General features: G+C 47.0%; 12 protein-coding genes. 8 read left to right on the forward strand and 4 right to left on the reverse strand.

Translation table 11 applies throughout. The annotated features are described in order from the left end of the window. Positions 1 to 44: 44 nt before the first annotated feature. Genes ACSQ8O_RS05430 through ACSQ8O_RS05440 form a run of 3 tightly spaced genes read left to right on the forward strand, consistent with a single transcriptional unit; the run spans position 45 to position 5,046 of the window. Positions 45 to 2,369, forward strand: coding sequence for a glycoside hydrolase family 95 protein (locus ACSQ8O_RS05430; RefSeq protein ID WP_436240747.1), 2,325 nt, complete (start codon positions 45 to 47; stop codon positions 2,367 to 2,369). 12 nt (positions 2,370 to 2,381) lie between these two features. Further along, positions 2,382 to 3,584 carry a metallophosphoesterase family protein gene (locus ACSQ8O_RS05435; RefSeq protein WP_436240748.1) on the forward strand — a complete coding sequence of 401 codons (1,203 nt, stop codon included), beginning with the start codon at positions 2,382 to 2,384 and terminating at the stop codon, positions 3,582 to 3,584. Positions 3,585 to 3,621: 37 nt separating this feature from the next. Then, positions 3,622 to 5,046, forward strand: a complete 1,425-nt coding sequence (locus ACSQ8O_RS05440; RefSeq protein ID WP_436240749.1) for an alpha-L-fucosidase — start codon at positions 3,622 to 3,624, stop codon at positions 5,044 to 5,046. Positions 5,047 to 5,113: 67 nt separating this feature from the next. On the opposite strand, the gene ACSQ8O_RS05445 is transcribed toward ACSQ8O_RS05440, so the two are convergent. The 3 genes from ACSQ8O_RS05445 to ACSQ8O_RS05455 are packed head-to-tail and all read right to left on the reverse strand — an operon-like array spanning position 5,114 to position 7,782. Further along, positions 5,114 to 5,932 carry an alkaline phosphatase family protein gene (locus ACSQ8O_RS05445; protein ID WP_436240750.1) on the reverse strand — a complete coding sequence of 273 codons (819 nt, stop codon included), beginning with the start codon at positions 5,930 to 5,932 and terminating at the stop codon, positions 5,114 to 5,116. 18 nt (positions 5,933 to 5,950) lie between these two features. Next, positions 5,951 to 6,814 carry an EamA family transporter gene (locus ACSQ8O_RS05450; protein WP_436240751.1) on the reverse strand — a complete coding sequence of 288 codons (864 nt, stop codon included), beginning with the start codon at positions 6,812 to 6,814 and terminating at the stop codon, positions 5,951 to 5,953. A gap of 26 nt (positions 6,815 to 6,840) precedes the next feature. Next, positions 6,841 to 7,782: a metallophosphoesterase family protein gene (locus tag ACSQ8O_RS05455; RefSeq protein WP_436240752.1), complete on the reverse strand. Its 942-nt coding sequence runs from the start codon at positions 7,780 to 7,782 to the stop codon at positions 6,841 to 6,843. Positions 7,783 to 8,014: 232 nt separating this feature from the next. Here ACSQ8O_RS05455 and ACSQ8O_RS05460 point away from each other — a divergent pair, with 232 nt between their 5' ends. After that, the gene (locus ACSQ8O_RS05460) at positions 8,015 to 8,785 is read left to right on the forward strand and encodes a DeoR/GlpR family DNA-binding transcription regulator (RefSeq protein WP_436240753.1); all 771 of its coding nucleotides are present in this window, start codon (positions 8,015 to 8,017) and stop codon (positions 8,783 to 8,785) included. A gap of 524 nt (positions 8,786 to 9,309) precedes the next feature. Here ACSQ8O_RS05460 and ACSQ8O_RS05465 read toward each other — a convergent pair. After that, complete coding sequence (locus ACSQ8O_RS05465) at positions 9,310 to 10,218, reverse strand: AraC family transcriptional regulator (RefSeq protein WP_436240754.1); 909 nt, start codon at positions 10,216 to 10,218, stop codon at positions 9,310 to 9,312. 205 nt (positions 10,219 to 10,423) lie between these two features. Between ACSQ8O_RS05465 and ACSQ8O_RS05470 the strand changes: the two genes are divergently transcribed. The 4 genes from ACSQ8O_RS05470 to ACSQ8O_RS05485 all read left to right on the forward strand — a co-directional run bounded on the left by ACSQ8O_RS05470 (position 10,424) and on the right by ACSQ8O_RS05485 (position 16,037). Beyond that, positions 10,424 to 12,208: a beta-galactosidase gene (locus ACSQ8O_RS05470; protein WP_436240755.1), complete on the forward strand. Its 1,785-nt coding sequence runs from the start codon at positions 10,424 to 10,426 to the stop codon at positions 12,206 to 12,208. A gap of 216 nt (positions 12,209 to 12,424) precedes the next feature. Further along, entirely contained in the window at positions 12,425 to 13,852 is a 1,428-nt protein-coding gene (locus tag ACSQ8O_RS05475; protein ID WP_436240756.1) for a spore germination protein, read from the forward strand. After that, a complete protein-coding gene (locus tag ACSQ8O_RS05480) occupies positions 13,849 to 14,922 on the forward strand; it encodes a GerAB/ArcD/ProY family transporter (protein WP_056617733.1) in 1,074 nt (357 codons plus the stop codon). Before ACSQ8O_RS05475 ends, ACSQ8O_RS05480 begins: the two co-directional genes overlap by 4 nt. Then, positions 14,919 to 16,037 carry a Ger(x)C family spore germination protein gene (locus ACSQ8O_RS05485; RefSeq protein ID WP_436240757.1) on the forward strand — a complete coding sequence of 373 codons (1,119 nt, stop codon included), beginning with the start codon at positions 14,919 to 14,921 and terminating at the stop codon, positions 16,035 to 16,037. The genes ACSQ8O_RS05480 and ACSQ8O_RS05485 overlap by 4 nt, the downstream gene beginning before the upstream one ends. Positions 16,038 to 16,160 lie beyond the last annotated feature (123 nt).

Genomic DNA, 16,160 nt, shown 5'->3' on the forward strand with positions numbered 1-16,160 from the left:
TGATGGCGTGGTCGGGTTTCTTTTAAAAAAGAAGGGTGATCCTGGTGAGTGAGTTGAAGTTATGGTACCGACGGCCTGCTGAGAAGTGGGTAGATGCTCTTCCCGTAGGTAACGGCAAGCTTGGGGCTATGGTATTTGGCAGCGTACAGCAAGAACGCATTCAGATCAATGAAGATTCCCTATGGTATGGCGGCCCCAAGAAGAGGGAGCAACCCGATGCCCATAACCATCTTGAGGAAATTCGCAGGCTTATGTTCGAGGGTAAGCCGCAGGATGCCGAGTATTTGGCGCGTATGGCGATGACACCGGGGCCCAAATACTTTGCACCCTATCAAACGCTAGGTGATATAAACCTTTATTTTCGACAATCAAATGGGGAAACCGCCAACTATAGGCGTGAATTGGATTTGCCGACGGGGATTGCTAAAACTTCTTATACCTTGGACGGGACGACGTATCAAAGGGAGATCTTCGCAAGTGCGATTGATCAGGTGCTTGTTATTCGTTTAAGCTCGGATCGCCCTGGAGCAATCAGCTTCTCAACGAATTTGAGTCGACGTCCATTTGAAGGCACGTCAGGTAAAGAAGGTGTGGAAAGCATTGTTATGCAAGGGCAATGCGGGCCAGATGGGGTTCATTATGCGACGGTTTTGAAGGCCGTAGCAGTAGGTGGGCACGTGCAGATTATTGGCGACTTCATTTCTGTGGAAGCTGTAGATAGTGTTACTTTGTACGTGGCTGCTGCAACGACGTTTCGAGATCCCGAACCGCTCGTCGTGTGTCAATCTCGCATAGCAGCAAGTGTTGTCAAAGGATTTGAGGCTGTTCGAGAGGACCATGTGAAGGATCACCGTTCGTTGTTTGAACGTGTTCAACTTGAAATTGATGATCCAGATCATCATGTTGCGGTAGCGTTGCCGACAGATGAACGGTTACGTCGAATCCAAGAAGGCTATGCAGATCACGGACTCATTTCGTTATTCTTTCAATATGGCCGCTACTTGCTTATGGGGAGTTCGAGACAAGGCTCGTTGCCTGCCAATTTGCAAGGTATATGGAATGAGAGTCACACGCCGCCATGGGAAAGTGATTATCATTTAAATATTAATTTGCAGATGAATTATTGGCCGGCTGAAGTGTGCAATTTGGCTGAATGTCATGAGCCAGTTTTCGATCTGATGGATCGACTTATGGAGAATGGGCGTAAAACAGCTAGGGAGATTTACGGCGCCAGAGGCTTTGTGGCGCATCACGCCACGAATCTGTGGGCGGAGACAGACATATGCGGCATTTATGTGCCAGCTATTTTCTGGCCGATTGGCGGGGCATGGATGTCCTTGCATTTGTGGGAGCACTATCGTTATGGCGGAGATCGGGATTTTCTAGGTGCAAGAGCGTACCCGATTATGAAGGAAGCTGCGCTGTTTTTTCTTGATTTTCTCATTGAGGATGAGCAAGGTCGTCTTGTCACGGTTCCTTCTCTTTCACCGGAAAATACGTATCGATTACCAAACGGCAATGAAGGGGTCCTTAGCATTGGACCGTCGATGGATTCGCAAATGATTCATACCCTTTTTGCAGCTTGTATAGAGGCGGGGACGGTTCTAAATACGGATAAGGAATTTCTCGAGGAACTAGAACAAGTAAGGAGGCGATTACCAGAACCCGCCATTGGCAAGCATGGCCAATTGATGGAATGGGCGATTGATTATGAAGAAGTGGAACTCGGCCACCGTCATATCTCACATTTATTTGCCCTGCATCCAGGTGAGCAGATTACTGTACATCATACACCAGAGTTAGCTGAGGCTGCTCGACGGACGCTAGAGAGGCGGCTTGCACACGGAGGCGGTCATACAGGGTGGAGCCGCGCATGGATCATCAATTTCTGGGCGAGATTGCATGATGGCGAGCAAGCCTATACCAATTTGATGGAGCTGCTTAGTCATTCCGTGCATAAGAGTCTGCTTGGTGACCATCCCCCTTTCCAAATCGATGGGAACTTTGGCGGTACGGCGGCTATCGCAGAAATGCTCCTGCAATCGCACAGGGATGAAATCTTGCTTCTGCCAGCCTTGCCGAAAGCATGGCGTCATGGCCGAGTTAGCGGCCTGCGGGCGAGGGGCGGTTTCGAGGTTGAGATTGGGTGGCAAGATGGTCAACTTATAGAAGCAGTGCTGCATGCTACACAGGATGGCTTGTGTACAATCCGCAGCGAATCACCCCTTGTGATCAATAGGGAGGAAGGGGATGGGCTGATGGTGAACTTTATAGGTGGTTCGGTGTATTCCTTCAAGGCAGAGTCAGGAACAAGGTATTTGGTTCGATGCGCAAATAGAAACTTTTCAATTCCTTCTATATCAAAATAAGGAGAGAAAGAAATGGTAAAGAAACCAAGCCTCAAGTTCGTCGTCTTAACAGATACCCATATTAAAGCGAGTTTAGAAGGGACTGAAGCCCAGAATTTCGACAGGGCTCTCAAGGATATTATAGCAACTTCCCCAGAGTGTCACGGGATCATGCATGTTGGTGATATCACGGACAATGGGGAGCGAGCGGAATTCGAGATCATGGAACAGATTTGGAAAGCTAACATGGATGGGCTGCCGCCAATCTATTTTACTTATGGCAATCATGATGTGCGTTGGAAAGATCTTGATAAGCAGATGTCGTTATTTACAGAACATACAGGGATTCAAAATGCTTACTATGATTTGTGGTTGGAAGGTTATCATTTTATATTCCTTGGCACAGAAATTGGCTTGAAAGACTGCGCTTATTTATCCGAGACACAGCTCAAGTGGTTGGATCAAAAGTTGTCCGAACAAGAAGTGACAGAGAAGCCAGCATTTATTTTTGTTCATGAGCCCCTATTGAATACGGTTGCAGGGTCCCAAAGTGAGTTTGGCTGGAATGGGATCAGACAGGATGCAGAATTAAAGATGATTTTAGCCAAACACCCGCAATCCATTGTCTTTACCGGTCACACGCACTGGGAGCTGGGCGCCAAGGAGACGATGTACAACAGGAAGTATGCAACGCTGTTTAATGCGGCTTCTGTCGCTTATTTATGGACGGATGACGACGTTTTGAAAGAGGGCTCGCAAGGTTTTTTCGTTGAAGTCTACGAGGACAGGGTCATTGTAAAAGGAAGAGATTTCTCCTCGAAATCGTGGGTACCTGATGCAGAATATAGGGTAGAACTGCCAGTGACCATTCCGGTGGTGGATCTGACGGTAGATCCGGATTGTACGCTCCGTAGTCCTGCCATGAATATGAACAAATCTGTCTTTCAGCCATATGAACAAATTGAGGTTACGTATGTGGGTTCGCTAAGAGAAGATGCCTTTGGCATTTATCTAAGAGGAGCTAAACCGAGTGAGACTGAACCGATTAGTCCTATTGTCTCCGTGCAGACCAAAACGTTCAGCCAGCCAGATGGAAAGTTGATTTTCAGTGATCTGGATCTTCCAGTTGGCAGTTACGATATGATTTATTTGGGTGAAACACTGAATACGGAACTCACTCGTTTGCCTTTCGATGTAGTGGCAGACGGATGCGCACATATTGTTCATATAAAATAGAGAGTCAAATTTATTACGTGTGAGGAGCAATATAGAGATGCCAGTTTCCATAGAAGAAGCAGTAAAGGTAGTTCCCACGCCACGCCAATTGGCTTGGCAAGAGATGGAGTTTTATGCTTTTATACATTTCGGAATGAACACATTTACGGGGAGACAATGGGGATTAGGTGACGAGGATCCTAAGTTGTTTTATCCAACGGCTTATCATGCTTCACAATGGGTCGAGTCCTGCCGTTTAGCAGGAATGACAGGCGTCATCCTGACCTGTAAGCATCACGATGGATTTTGTCTCTGGCCAAGTACTTACACGGATCATTCGGTCAAATCCACCACATGGCAGGATGGGCAAGGGGATGTTGTAAGAGATGTAGCTGAGGCTTGTCGTGAGCAAGGATTGAAATTTGGTGTTTATTTATCACCATGGGATCGGCATGAGCCTAGTTATGGGGATTCCCCAAGATACAATACTTATTTCCAGAATCAATTAAGAGAACTTCTTACGAACTATGGTGAAATTTTTTGCGTTTGGTTTGATGGTGCTTGCGGTGAGGGACCGAACGGTAAAATGCAGGTATATGACTGGGAAGCTGCTTATCGAATTATTCGCGAACTGCAGCCTAAGGCTGTTATCAATATTTGTGGACCTGATGTTCGTTGGTGCGGCAATGAAGCCGGTCACACACGCGAATCGGAATGGAGTGTAGTTCCTGATGCTCGATGGAATATCGAGGAAATTGAATCGGAATCGCAACAGGAGGATGATGGTACTTTTTCGCAAAAAATCAATGCAGAGACAGAAGATTTGGGGAGCCGATCTATCTTGGCGGAAGCTAGTCGTATGATTTGGTATCCGGCGGAAGTGGATGTATCGATCAGACCCCAGTGGTTCTACGATCCTGTTGACGATGATAAGGTGAAAACTGTCGATGAATTGATTGATCTATATGAGAGTACAGTTGGCGGTAACAGCGCACTTCTGCTGAACATTCCACCGGATCAACGCGGGCTCATTCATGAGAAAGATGCACGGCATTTGCGTGAATTTGGGCAATGGCTCCGGGCTACCTATGGACAGGATCTAGCTGAAGGAGCGCACGTGTGGGCTTCTCAAACCAGGGATACAAGTGTTGATGCGGGGAATCTAACAGATGGTCGGTCCGATTCGTATTGGTGTCCTCAAGAAGGAATTGAGCAGGCTGAGCTTGTCATTGATCTGGGTAAGGAATTGACGTTTGACCGTATCGTATTGAAGGAATTTATCCAACTGGGACAACGGATTGAACGCTTCCAGCTGGCCTTCAAACAAGGCGAGGAGTGGGTTTACCTTTATGAAGGTACCGTTGTTGGGTATAAGAAGATTTGCAGCTTTCAACAGACGAACGCAAGATACATTCAGTTGAAAGTGATCGAATCACGTATCCATCCTACATTAAGCAGCTTCGGTGTGTATTGCAGCAGATAAGGTAAGACGAAGTATAGCCCGACATGGTCATTGTGGACAAAGTCGGGCTTTCTTTGCGTTGAGGCGATTACAAGTCGGGAAACAAACCCTCAGGTAGTTTGCCCTCCCAAGAAGCGGGTGCATCCAGTCCGAGTGCATGGGCGACGACGGTTGCTGTGTCGGCAATGTTGACATTGTCGAGCTTGGTGCCAGGTGCGATGCCGGGACCTGTGCAGCTCCAGAAGATGGTTTTGTCTAAAGGATGATCACTGCCGTGATCAAAAGCATTCTCGCCACCACCGCCGTGATCGGTGACAGCGATGATGAGGCTATCTTTTAGCAGATCAGCCTGTTCAAGTGCTCCTAAAATAACGCCAGTGTGACGATCCGACTCTTCGATGACACGATGCTGTTCTGGCATATTGTACCCGTACTTATGACCAGCGGCGTCTGGGAGATCCAGTTGCACGTAGAGCAGCTTGAAATCTGGGTTCTCATGTATGTACGCAGCTATGGCTTGGACTAGCTCATCATCAGGCATTGACATTTTATGGACGCCGATCGAAGACTCAATAATCCCATCGTTAATGGGCTTCCAGGCGCTGTAGGCTGCTAGCTTAGCAAGTGGGAATGCTTCTCTAGCAACGCGGAAAATAGACGGATAGGGTGAGTCTTCGGGGAAGGCTTCTACTTCTGCTTTGGCATTCGTAAGTCCATGTTTCACAGTATCAACTCCGTGCAGCAGCGTCCCCCAACACTCTGCGCTGATCGTAGGCGATGCGGTTTGCGCTTCGAGCGTGAAAGCCCCAGCTTCAAATAAACGATCTAAATTCGGTGTATGCGCATCACGGACAAAGTTGCCGGCGCCATCCCAACCAATGATAATGACACGATTATAGGTGCTCATTGATGTTCCTCCCCTTTTTCAACCCCAAAAGCTGATAACTAAAATCCCTAATAAAATTAGAATAGAGCAAAGAATGCGTAATGTGCCTTGTTTCTCTTTGAGGATAACGATGCCTAAAATGGTGGCAAAAACAGTCCCTATTTCGCGCAGTGGGGAAATATGGGCAACAGGCGCGTATTTCATGGCGAAGAGAAATAATAAATACGATGCTGGATTGAGAATTGCGCCCAGAGCAATCGTTTTGAAGTTTATTTTCCACTCTCTACGCAGTTGTTTGGACGCAATGACAAGCGGTGTGAGCCCTGCGACGAATCCAATATTCGTTACTTCTAATAAAGCGATAGGCGAGATATGTGCGAGATTCAGCTTATCGACAAGTACGTAGCAAGTCGTGCACAGCCCTACACTAAGCGCCATTAGGAAGGGCTTAACGGATTTGGCAGACGTCTGTCCAGAAGATCGCGAACTTGTGAAGATACCGCTGAGTAACAGGAAGCCAATCACCATGCACAACAGTCCCGTCCATCCGAGTGGTGATAAGGATTCACGTAGAAACAGGACACCGACAATCGGGATAAATAAGGTGTTGGTACCTCTCATAATCGGATAGATTTGCGAGAGATCCCCCATATTGTAGGTGCGCGAGAGTAAGAGAGCGTAAACAGCTTGTAAAGCGGCGGAAAGTAAGAGTAGTCCGTATGCAGATAAAGTTAAGGGAGTGAACCATAATTCTTTGATCAAATAAGGAAGGAGAAGAACGGTAGTGACCATGATGATGGACCATAGGAAGACGCCTTTGTTCAGGCTGCTTTTGGTAAACAGGCTCCAGATGGCGTGTGCAAGTCCTGATGCAATAACGAGTAAAATTGACGCAGTTAACAAGTGATCAGCTCCAAACGTAAGTGAGGTTACAGCGTTGGTGAGTGTTCGGGTTGATCGCGGATAACGGTGCCGTCAGCGAGTCGCAGCCAAGTTTCAAAAGTACGTTCACCTTCGCGGAGGCGAATCATTCTGGCACCACGATGAAAGCCTTCTTTGCCATATGTATTATAGCCAGTTGCTCTCCCATAACAGAGACGAATCCCGTGAAGTTCTCCCCAGTAATCATTGATGTGGTCATGCCCACAGAAGGTTCCAACGACATTACCCATTTCAACCATAGCGGCGAACAATCCTGAATTAACGTGAGCACAGCAGACATTTTCGTGTTTGTTCCCATAGCATGTCGCACGCTCCCAAACGTGCTGGTACTCGGTAAGCGGGATATGGAAAAAAGCGAGTGCAGGCAGTTCACGCTGCTCGTTACAAGACTGTTCGGTATACCAGCCGATTTGATCATGGTGAATCCAGTCATAGCCTGGAATCTGAGGGACTGTAGAGCGACTTCCTGAATCGAAAAAGTATAAGCTCGCTGCAGGCTGTCCGTCACGGCCACTGAGGGGAAGGCGGTAATTGCCAACGCCGCTAAGCTCGGCAGGACCAGGTTGAGTCACTGAATAGGGATACGTGAGGACGCTGTTCATGAGCTCTTGTCTTGTGATGAGGGTTTCGGTGTCGTGATTGCCAAATACCACTGCCCATGGAATTTGGCGAGCTTCAGCAGCTTGCACGGCGTCGCGAAAAGCTTGAAGGGGCTCTTCACAGTGGTGTTCACCTTCCGAAACAGGTCCTGTGTAAATGACATCTCCGGTAAAAACAACGAGATCAGGCTTCTCCGCATCGAGTACTTCCTCCATCAAACGGAGGGTTTGTTGATCTTCCTTTCTGCCATCAATCCAGTGTAAATCTGTAAACTGTGTGATCGTAAACGTGCGATCCTCACGAAAAGTTAGCGGTTGCTGCTTGAACATGATTATAGCCTCCGATTTGAATGTTGTTTGTGGAATTGTGTTGAATTAATACTAAATGTTGTTGTTTGTTGACAATTGTAAACTGGTTAAGCAAAGCTGTCAACGAGCAATTTTCGTTGGTGGGAGGTGGTGAAGTTCCTCCGATTGACACACCTAGCTCGAACCCCTAAACTAATGAAAACAACATAAAACAACAACATATACAAACTATCGGTCATATTAGGAGGCCATAATGTCATTAACCTATGAAGATCGCAGGATGACGATACTGAATCATTTGGAAATGGAAGGCAAAGTGCAAGTACATCACCTATCTGAGCTGCTGACCGTTTCGACGGAAACGGTGCGTCGAGATTTGGACCGTTTGGAAAAGGAAGGCAAACTACGCAAGGTGTATGGCGGCGCCGTCAAAATGCGCATGGAGATGGTCGAGCCTCCCTTTTTAAATCGTGTACAAATGATGAAACCAGAGAAAGCAGCAATTGGGAAATTAGCTGCGTCACTCGTTCAAGATGGTGAAACGATCATGCTGGATAATGGGACAACGACAATTGAAATCGTCCCTTTTTTGAATGACAAGACGAATGTGACGTTAATTACGAACTCTATCCCGATTCTCAATTTAGCAATGGAAACGTTCCGTGGACGAATTATTTTTGCTGGCGGAGAAGTTAATCAAGAATGTCGGGCTGTGACAGGCACGCTGACTGATCAACTGCTCGATCAATTTAAAGTAAACAAAACGTTTATTTCAGCAAGCGGCATTTCGTTAACGGATGGAATTACTGATTTTCATTTGGCTGAAGCCGTGATCTCGCGCAAAATGATGCAAAGAGCAGAAGAGTGCATTCTGATCGCAGATCATAGCAAATTCGGCTTGTCTACGTTTGCCAGAGTCGCGAAGCTGGAGGAAATCTCGATGGTGATCACCGACGCCGGTTGCCCGAGGGAGTGGGTGGATACGATGGAGGGGCTTGGTATTGAGGTACGGATAAGTGAGTGATGTGTAGTGAGTAGAGAGTGGAGAGTAGAGAGAAGAGAGAGAGTAAAGAGTAAAGAGTAAGATAGAAAAAGGTCATTAGGAGGAACGGTAGCCCGTTCTCTTAGTGGCCTTTCTGCGTAATCGACTGCTGGTGTGATTGCAGTGTCGAGTAAGTCGATTATATCGACTTACAGATTGCTAATCGAGCCAAACGAGGCAAATGAGCTCGAGTTAGTCGGTTTTACCGACTAACTGATTGCCAAGCGAGGTAAATGAGCTTGAGTTAGTCGGTTTTGCCGACTAACTGATCACCAAGCGAGGCAAATAAGCTTGAGTTAGTCGGTTTTATCGACTAACTCATTGCCAAGCGAGGTAAATGAGCTTGAGTTAGTCGGTTTTGCCGACTAACTCCTCGCCGAACGAGGTCGCCAAACGCGTCAAGGAGCCGCTGTAAGTCGAATAAATCGACTTACAGGTCTCCAAGCGCGTCAAGGAGCCGCGTGTAAGCCGAATAAATCGACTTACACGCCAACAATCGCGCCAAACTATTGCACCGTATGGTGCTTCGGCCGGAACTCGCTTGGCGACTGGCCAGTCCAGCGGCGGAATTGCCGCGAGAAGTGGCTGGCCGATTGAAAGCCAAGCTTGTCGGCGATAAGATTCATCGACAGATGGGTCGTAACAAGCAATTCTTTGGCTTGCTTCAGCTTCAGCTGGCTAACATACTGGCGCGGTGATAGGCCGTACACCTTGGAGAACAGCTTGCTGCACTGGCTGCGGCTCATGTTCAGCTCTGCGGCGATCCCCGCGACAGAAGCTTCCTCGCCGAGACCAAGGGACAGCTTCTCCTCGATTGCGTGAGCGACGTCAGTTGAGAACAACGACGCATCGCGGTTCGTTGTTTTCACATATGTGTGCTGCTGGGCGCGAAGCAGCGCGAGCACGTCATGAATGATGAGCAGCGTGTAGGACTGCAGCAGCAGCTTATCTTCAAAAAGCAGCTGAGACGACCCAACCTGCTCAGCATCTTGCTCTAACAGCCGATTGCGCGCTACAACGGCTTCTAATTCACCTACGTAGCAGCGGAGCTTGCTCGTGGAGGCTTGCTTTTGACGGATCAGCTGGAAGGGTGTTGCCGCTAGCAGACTGCGAATTTCCGTATCGTCGAGATCAAAATGGACATTAAAATATCCATAATGCACAGCTGACGAGTTGGTGGATTGATGTCGGACACCAGACTTAATAAGCAGCCAGTCGCCTGCGAACATGGTGATCGACTGGCGATTGATCTCATGCAAGACTTCACCCTCCGAGCAGTACAGAAGCTCAAATAAATGATGATGGTGCCTCGGATAGGCCCACCCTGGGGGCTGCAACCCAAAGTGACAACCGACGACCTGCAGCGTCTGAATCATATTCGGAAAACGGTAAATATCCCTATATAAATCCTCCATACGGATTGCCCCCAGTTCGTGTTCGATTGGTGGTATTGATGACTCTAGTTCGCGTTGTTCGTTGGTTTTGATGTTTCTATCATAGCATCCTTTGGCACATTTGGTATAGAATTTGCGCTATTTGGAGATTGAGTAGAACGGTAAGAATCAGCGATGATGAGAGAAGAAGAAAGAACATTCATACGGATAATTCGGAGGGATCATCGTGGCGATTTTAACAGCGGGAAACAAGCAATTTCTACTAGATGGGGAGCCCATCCAACTTTTGTCAGGAGCTATTCATTATTTCCGCGTAGTGCCGGCCTATTGGGAAGACCGTTTATTAAAGCTGAAAGCTTGCGGTTTTAATACGGTTGAGACGTATTTACCTTGGAATTTGCATGAACCGAGGGAAGGCGAATTCAACTTCAACGGCCTCGCGGACGTGGAGGCATTCGTAAAGCTGGCAGGAAACCTCGGTCTACATGTGATCGTGCGGCCTAGTCCTTACATTTGTGCAGAGTGGGAGTTTGGTGGACTGCCGGCTTGGCTGCTTCAATATCCTTCGATGAAATTACGTTGTATGGATACTATGTATTTGCAAAAAGTCGATCGGTATTACGATGAGTTGATTCCTCGTTTGAAGCCTCTGCTGAGCACGAATGGCGGGCCGATTCTAGCGGTGCAAATCGAGAATGAATATGGCAGCTACGGGAATGATACTGCGTATTTAACCTATTTAAGAGACGGCCTAATTAGCCGTGGTGTGGATGTGTTGCTGTTTACCTCCGACGGTCCCGAGGATGGGATGCTGCAAGGCGGAACAGTGCCGGGGACGCTGGCTACGGTTAATTTCGGCTCACAGCCGGAAGAAGCTTTCGAGAAATTTCGTCAATATCGCGAGGATGAGCCGCTTTTTTGCATGGAGTACTGGAACGGGTGGTTTGACCACTGGTTGAAGCCCCATCACACGAGGGATGCTGGAGACGTCGCGGATGTGTTCGATCGGATGCTGCGAGCAGGTGCTTCAGTCAATTTCTATATGTTCCATGGTGGGACAAACTTCGGATTCTACAACGGTGCGAACTATCAAGAGAAGTATGAAGCGACAATTACTAGCTACGATTACGATTCACCCTTGTCCGAATGCGGTGATGTGACGGAGAAATATAACGCTGTGCGTAAGGTAATCGCCAACCATTTGGGCATACCGGTAGAGGAACTTCCCGCGCTGCCTGCGCCAATTCAGAAGAAAAGCTATGGGCAAATTGCTTTGACGGAAAAGGCTGATTTGCTGGAATCTTTGGCTTATCTGACGAAACCAGTCAAGCGTACTTATCCGGTGTCGATGGAGCATCTCGGACAAGATTATGGTTTCATCGTCTACGCTACGAGGATATCCGGGCCTCGAATCGGCGAAAGCTTGCACCTGCAAGAGGTACACGATCGTGCGCAAGTTTTCCTAGATGGCGTGTACCAAGGTACGGTAGAGCGCTGGGATCCACGTCCACTCCAAATGGACATTCCTGCTGGGGGAGCGAAGCTGGAAATCGTCGTCGAGAACATGGGACGCGTTAATTACGGTCCGCGACTTCGAGATTGCAAAGGGATCACAGAAGGCGTGAGAATGAATAATCAATTCCTTTTTGACTGGACGATTCATCCACTCCCACTAGACAATTTAGCGGCGGTTCCATTCGTTCAGACGACAGGAGAAGACTTATCAGGAGCCAGCGTGGATAGCGAATTCATAGATCGTCCGACCCTCTATCGCGGGGAATTCCTTGTAGATGAAACAGGAGATACGTTCGTCAAGTTGGCAGGCTGGTCCAAAGGCGTCGTATGGATCAATGGCTTCAACCTCGGCCGCTTCTGGGACAATGGCCCCCAAAACACGTTGTATCTGCCAGCTCCTCTACTAAAAGAAGGACGCAATGAGATCATCGTATTGGAACTGCACCACACGGAGAATGCTATCATTGAACTGACCGATACGCCTGATTTGGGCTAATACCCTAGAATACGAAGCACCTTCGGCTGCAATTGCGGCTGGAGGTGCTTTTTGCTTAGGTGCTGCGCATGCTTGGCTCCGGTTATGAAATCGTTTGTCACCTGAAGCAGCACCGTCTGGGCACAAGCCTAGGCGGTTTTTTCTCATTTTTCTATCTGGATAATCCACCGAAACTGGTAAATACTAACGGAAATGTAGTTGGACGGAGGACGCGGTATGGAAATGCAGCAGGATTCTCTTCTGATCTCTGATGAGATCGAGACGAATATACAAAACCTATTCCAGTATTTCCATTCTTCCGATGATGTGCGCTCCAGGGAATTCACCATGCAAAGCCTAAGGGGAAGTCTTCTTTATTTATCAACCATTACAGATACAGATAAGCTGCAATCAGACATTCTCAAACCGTTACTGCAATCTCACGAAGGCCGTCTTGAGGATATACTTCCTATTTTGGATATTGAGCTTGTCACCGATTTGAAGACTGCAGCAGCAGGGATGCTTCAAGGCAAGTGCGCTATTCTGTTGGAGCAAAGAATGGATATTGTATTGGTAGATGCAAGTGCAAGAGTCGTGAATACTGTGGGTGAACCACAAAATGAACAAACGATTCGCGGATCACATGTCGGATTCGTGGATGACGTTTATATCAATGGGCAGCTGGTCCACCAACGGTTGAAAAATGCGAACCTAGTTGAGCGGCATTTCACCTTAGGCTCCGAAAGCCCGACGAACGTAAAGCTGTTATACATGTGTGATATTGCCGACATGACAGTTGTTGACGATATTATCGCCAACCTGCTCACGAATCAGGCTACCTTCATTAAATCGTCTGGACAAATTACCGATCGGTTGGAAAGCAGTCATTTATCGCCATTCCCACAATTGCTGTTAACCGAGAGACCCGACACGACTGTTTCGCACTTAATGGAAGGACGTATCGCACTACTCATAGACGGAAGTTCGTTCGCGACGATTCTTCCTGTAACCTTCTTTATGTTTTTTCAAGCGGCAGATGATTTTAATGTCAGGTGGTGGAATGGGACCTTTTTCAGATTCCTCCGGTTCATCAGCGTTATGATCGGTATCGCGCTACCGTCCGTATATATATCCATTGTTTCGAATCATTTTGATATCTTGCCGATTGATTTGGTGTTCTCATTGAAGGCCTCGTTGGAAAATATCCCATTCAATCCGCTCATGGAAGCGATGTTCATGATTACCGTGCTAGAGTTGCTCAGGGAAGCCGCGATCCGATTGCCGAAATCAATCGCAGCTACGCTGTCTATCGTCGGAGGTCTCGTGATTGGAAGTGAAGTTGTGAATGCCAATTTGGTTTCAACGACGATGATTGTTGTCATTTCATTGACAGCAGTCGCTTCATTCAGCATGCCTTCCCATGAAATGCGCCTTGCTATTCGGCTTATCTCTTTCCCCATCATGCTTGCATCTTCGCTGCTTGGTTTTGTGGGTATTGCCTTTAGCTTCTGTCTCTTGTTCATGCATCTAAGTAAACTCGAAACATTCGGTGTGCCTTATTTCTATCCGTTCACGCCTTTCGAACCAAGACGCATTCTGACTACGCTTGTTCAGTTGCCAAAACGGATCTTCCGCCGTAAAGCGTCAGATAGGAGGGCATCATGACTAGGGTTCAATTATTTGCCTTCATTTTGCAAACACAGATCGGTATCGCTGTGCTTTCTTTCCCTTATGATTTGCATAAAGCCGCGGGTGCAGATGGGTGGATTTCAGTTCTTGTGGCTGGAGCCTGCGTCCAACTCATTCTGGTAGCATACGCATTGTTATGCCAGAGATTTCCCCGACAAAATCTATATCAATTTGTTCCTCTCATTGTGGGCAAATACTTCGGGAATGTGATTAATATGGTATATATCTTACATTTTACCTTTACGAGCTGTCTGATTTTATTGATGGAAATGACGTTCGTAGAGTTATGGATATTACCCCACACGAACCCCGGGCTCGTCATCGTTGCGAATTTTATTGTTTGCTTATACATGGCCAAGGAGAATATTCGGATTATTGCCCGTTACAATGCGTTAATTACTCTATTAGTTTTTGTGATGCTGGCGATCATGATGACGAACTTTAGCACGATGGATTACCGCTATCTATTGCCTGTTGGGCAAGAAGGGCTCCATGCCATATTGTTGGGAGTAAAAAGCTCTTTGCTATCCTTTTTGGGGTTTGAAGTAGTTTTAGTGCTGAATTCCGATATTCAAGCAAAAGGAAAGAGCTTGATTCCTCCTATTCTGTGGGCAAATGGATTGGCAACCGCCTTCTTTCTGATCATAGTTCTCATCTGCTATACAAATTTCAGTCCGGAATCGATCAACTACATTCCGCAGCCCGTGCCGTACTATCTCAATGGAATATCCTTGCCGTTTCTAGAACGATTGGATCTGCTTTTTCTTTCTATCTGGCTGGTAAAAGTAACGTCAACACAGATCAGTTATCTTTACAGTGCAGGGAAGGGATTGGGGTACTTATTTCATCGCAATGAGCACAGTAAAGCGATTTACTATCTGGTCCCACTTGTCTGTTTAACGGGGATATTCTGGCGATCGGAGAATAAAGTCCAGTTCTTAGAGCAGATCACTCAATACGATAGCTTTATTATTTTCGGGATTCCGATCGTGCTCCTACTGGTAGCCTGGCTGAGCGGGGAAAGGGGACGGATGCCGCCGATATGAGAAAATTAGTGATTAGTTGCCTTAGTCTCCTAATACTATCAGGATGCAACTATCGAAATGAGCTCAAAAACCTGCAGCTCATCTATGCAGCCTCGATTGATATGAACGATCAGCAGGATATCGTCACTACCGTAACCATTCAATCGCCTGGTGGTAAGGAACGAACGGCACCCGTCCATGAGGTGTTAACGGCATCGGGACATACGCTGCAAGATGCGTTATTCAAAAAAATTGGGTTGCAAATCGCAGGCCCGATAGGTACCTCCAAAAATCAAGTCATGCTGCTCGGGGAGAAGGTGGCAAAAAAAGATTTAGCGCAAATGCTGGACTCGTCCTTTCGGACCTCAAATGTTCCTATGCTTGCAAAAGTGGCTATTGTTCGCGGGCAAGCTGGCGACTTGATTCGCCTCGATCGAATTGGGTCTGCAACGGCAGGTGAATATTTGCGAAAAATCCTTAGGAGTGCTAGCTATGAAACGATCATTCCTGCAATGACGCTGCATTCACTCTATCCCATGCTGCATGATTCAGGGCGAGATCCCGTCATTCCGATTCTAAGAAAGGAGACTGATAAAGCTGTGGTTGATGGATTGGCCCTTGTGCATGAACGCAAGTATACAGGTTATTCCTTATCGCCGGAACAATCGATGTTGTATCTATTAATGAACGGAGATAAAGGTGATATTTGTGTGATCACAAGAGATATTGAGGAGGAAGCTGCCAATGACAAAGACGAACCCTCCGATTATTTAGCACTTAACATATCGAACTTAAAGCGAAAAAAAGAGGTCTGGATTGACGCGGAGGGGCAAGTGCAGATTCAACTCAACATGAAAATGAAGGGAAGAGTCATTGAATATGCAAAGAATGACCTAGCCGACAAACAAAAGGTTGAACAATTGAATAAGCAATTCTCCGAGGTCATAACAAAAGAGGCCAATGGGATATGCAAGCAGCTTCAGCAGGCAAATTCCGACGCTTTGGGTATTGCGAGGGATGTGATGGCTTTTTATCCAAATGAATGGAAAAAGATGGACTGGGAGACCGAATATCCGAAAGCGAACTTTCAAGTTTCAATGAAAGTAGAAATTGTATCGCACGGAATTATTAATTAAGAGTAGGTTTCCTAAAGTATACCCAGTATCTTTAAAGTGCCTACTTCCAGTCGTCCGAATTAATCGTTATACTGATTAAGTTACGTTAAGTAAGTAATTCACTTTATTTTAGGAGGTAACAAA

Source organism: Paenibacillus sp. LjRoot56, from assembly GCF_964253335.1.
Lineage (GTDB): Bacteria > Bacillota > Bacilli > Paenibacillales > NBRC-103111 > Paenibacillus_E > Paenibacillus_E allorhizoplanae.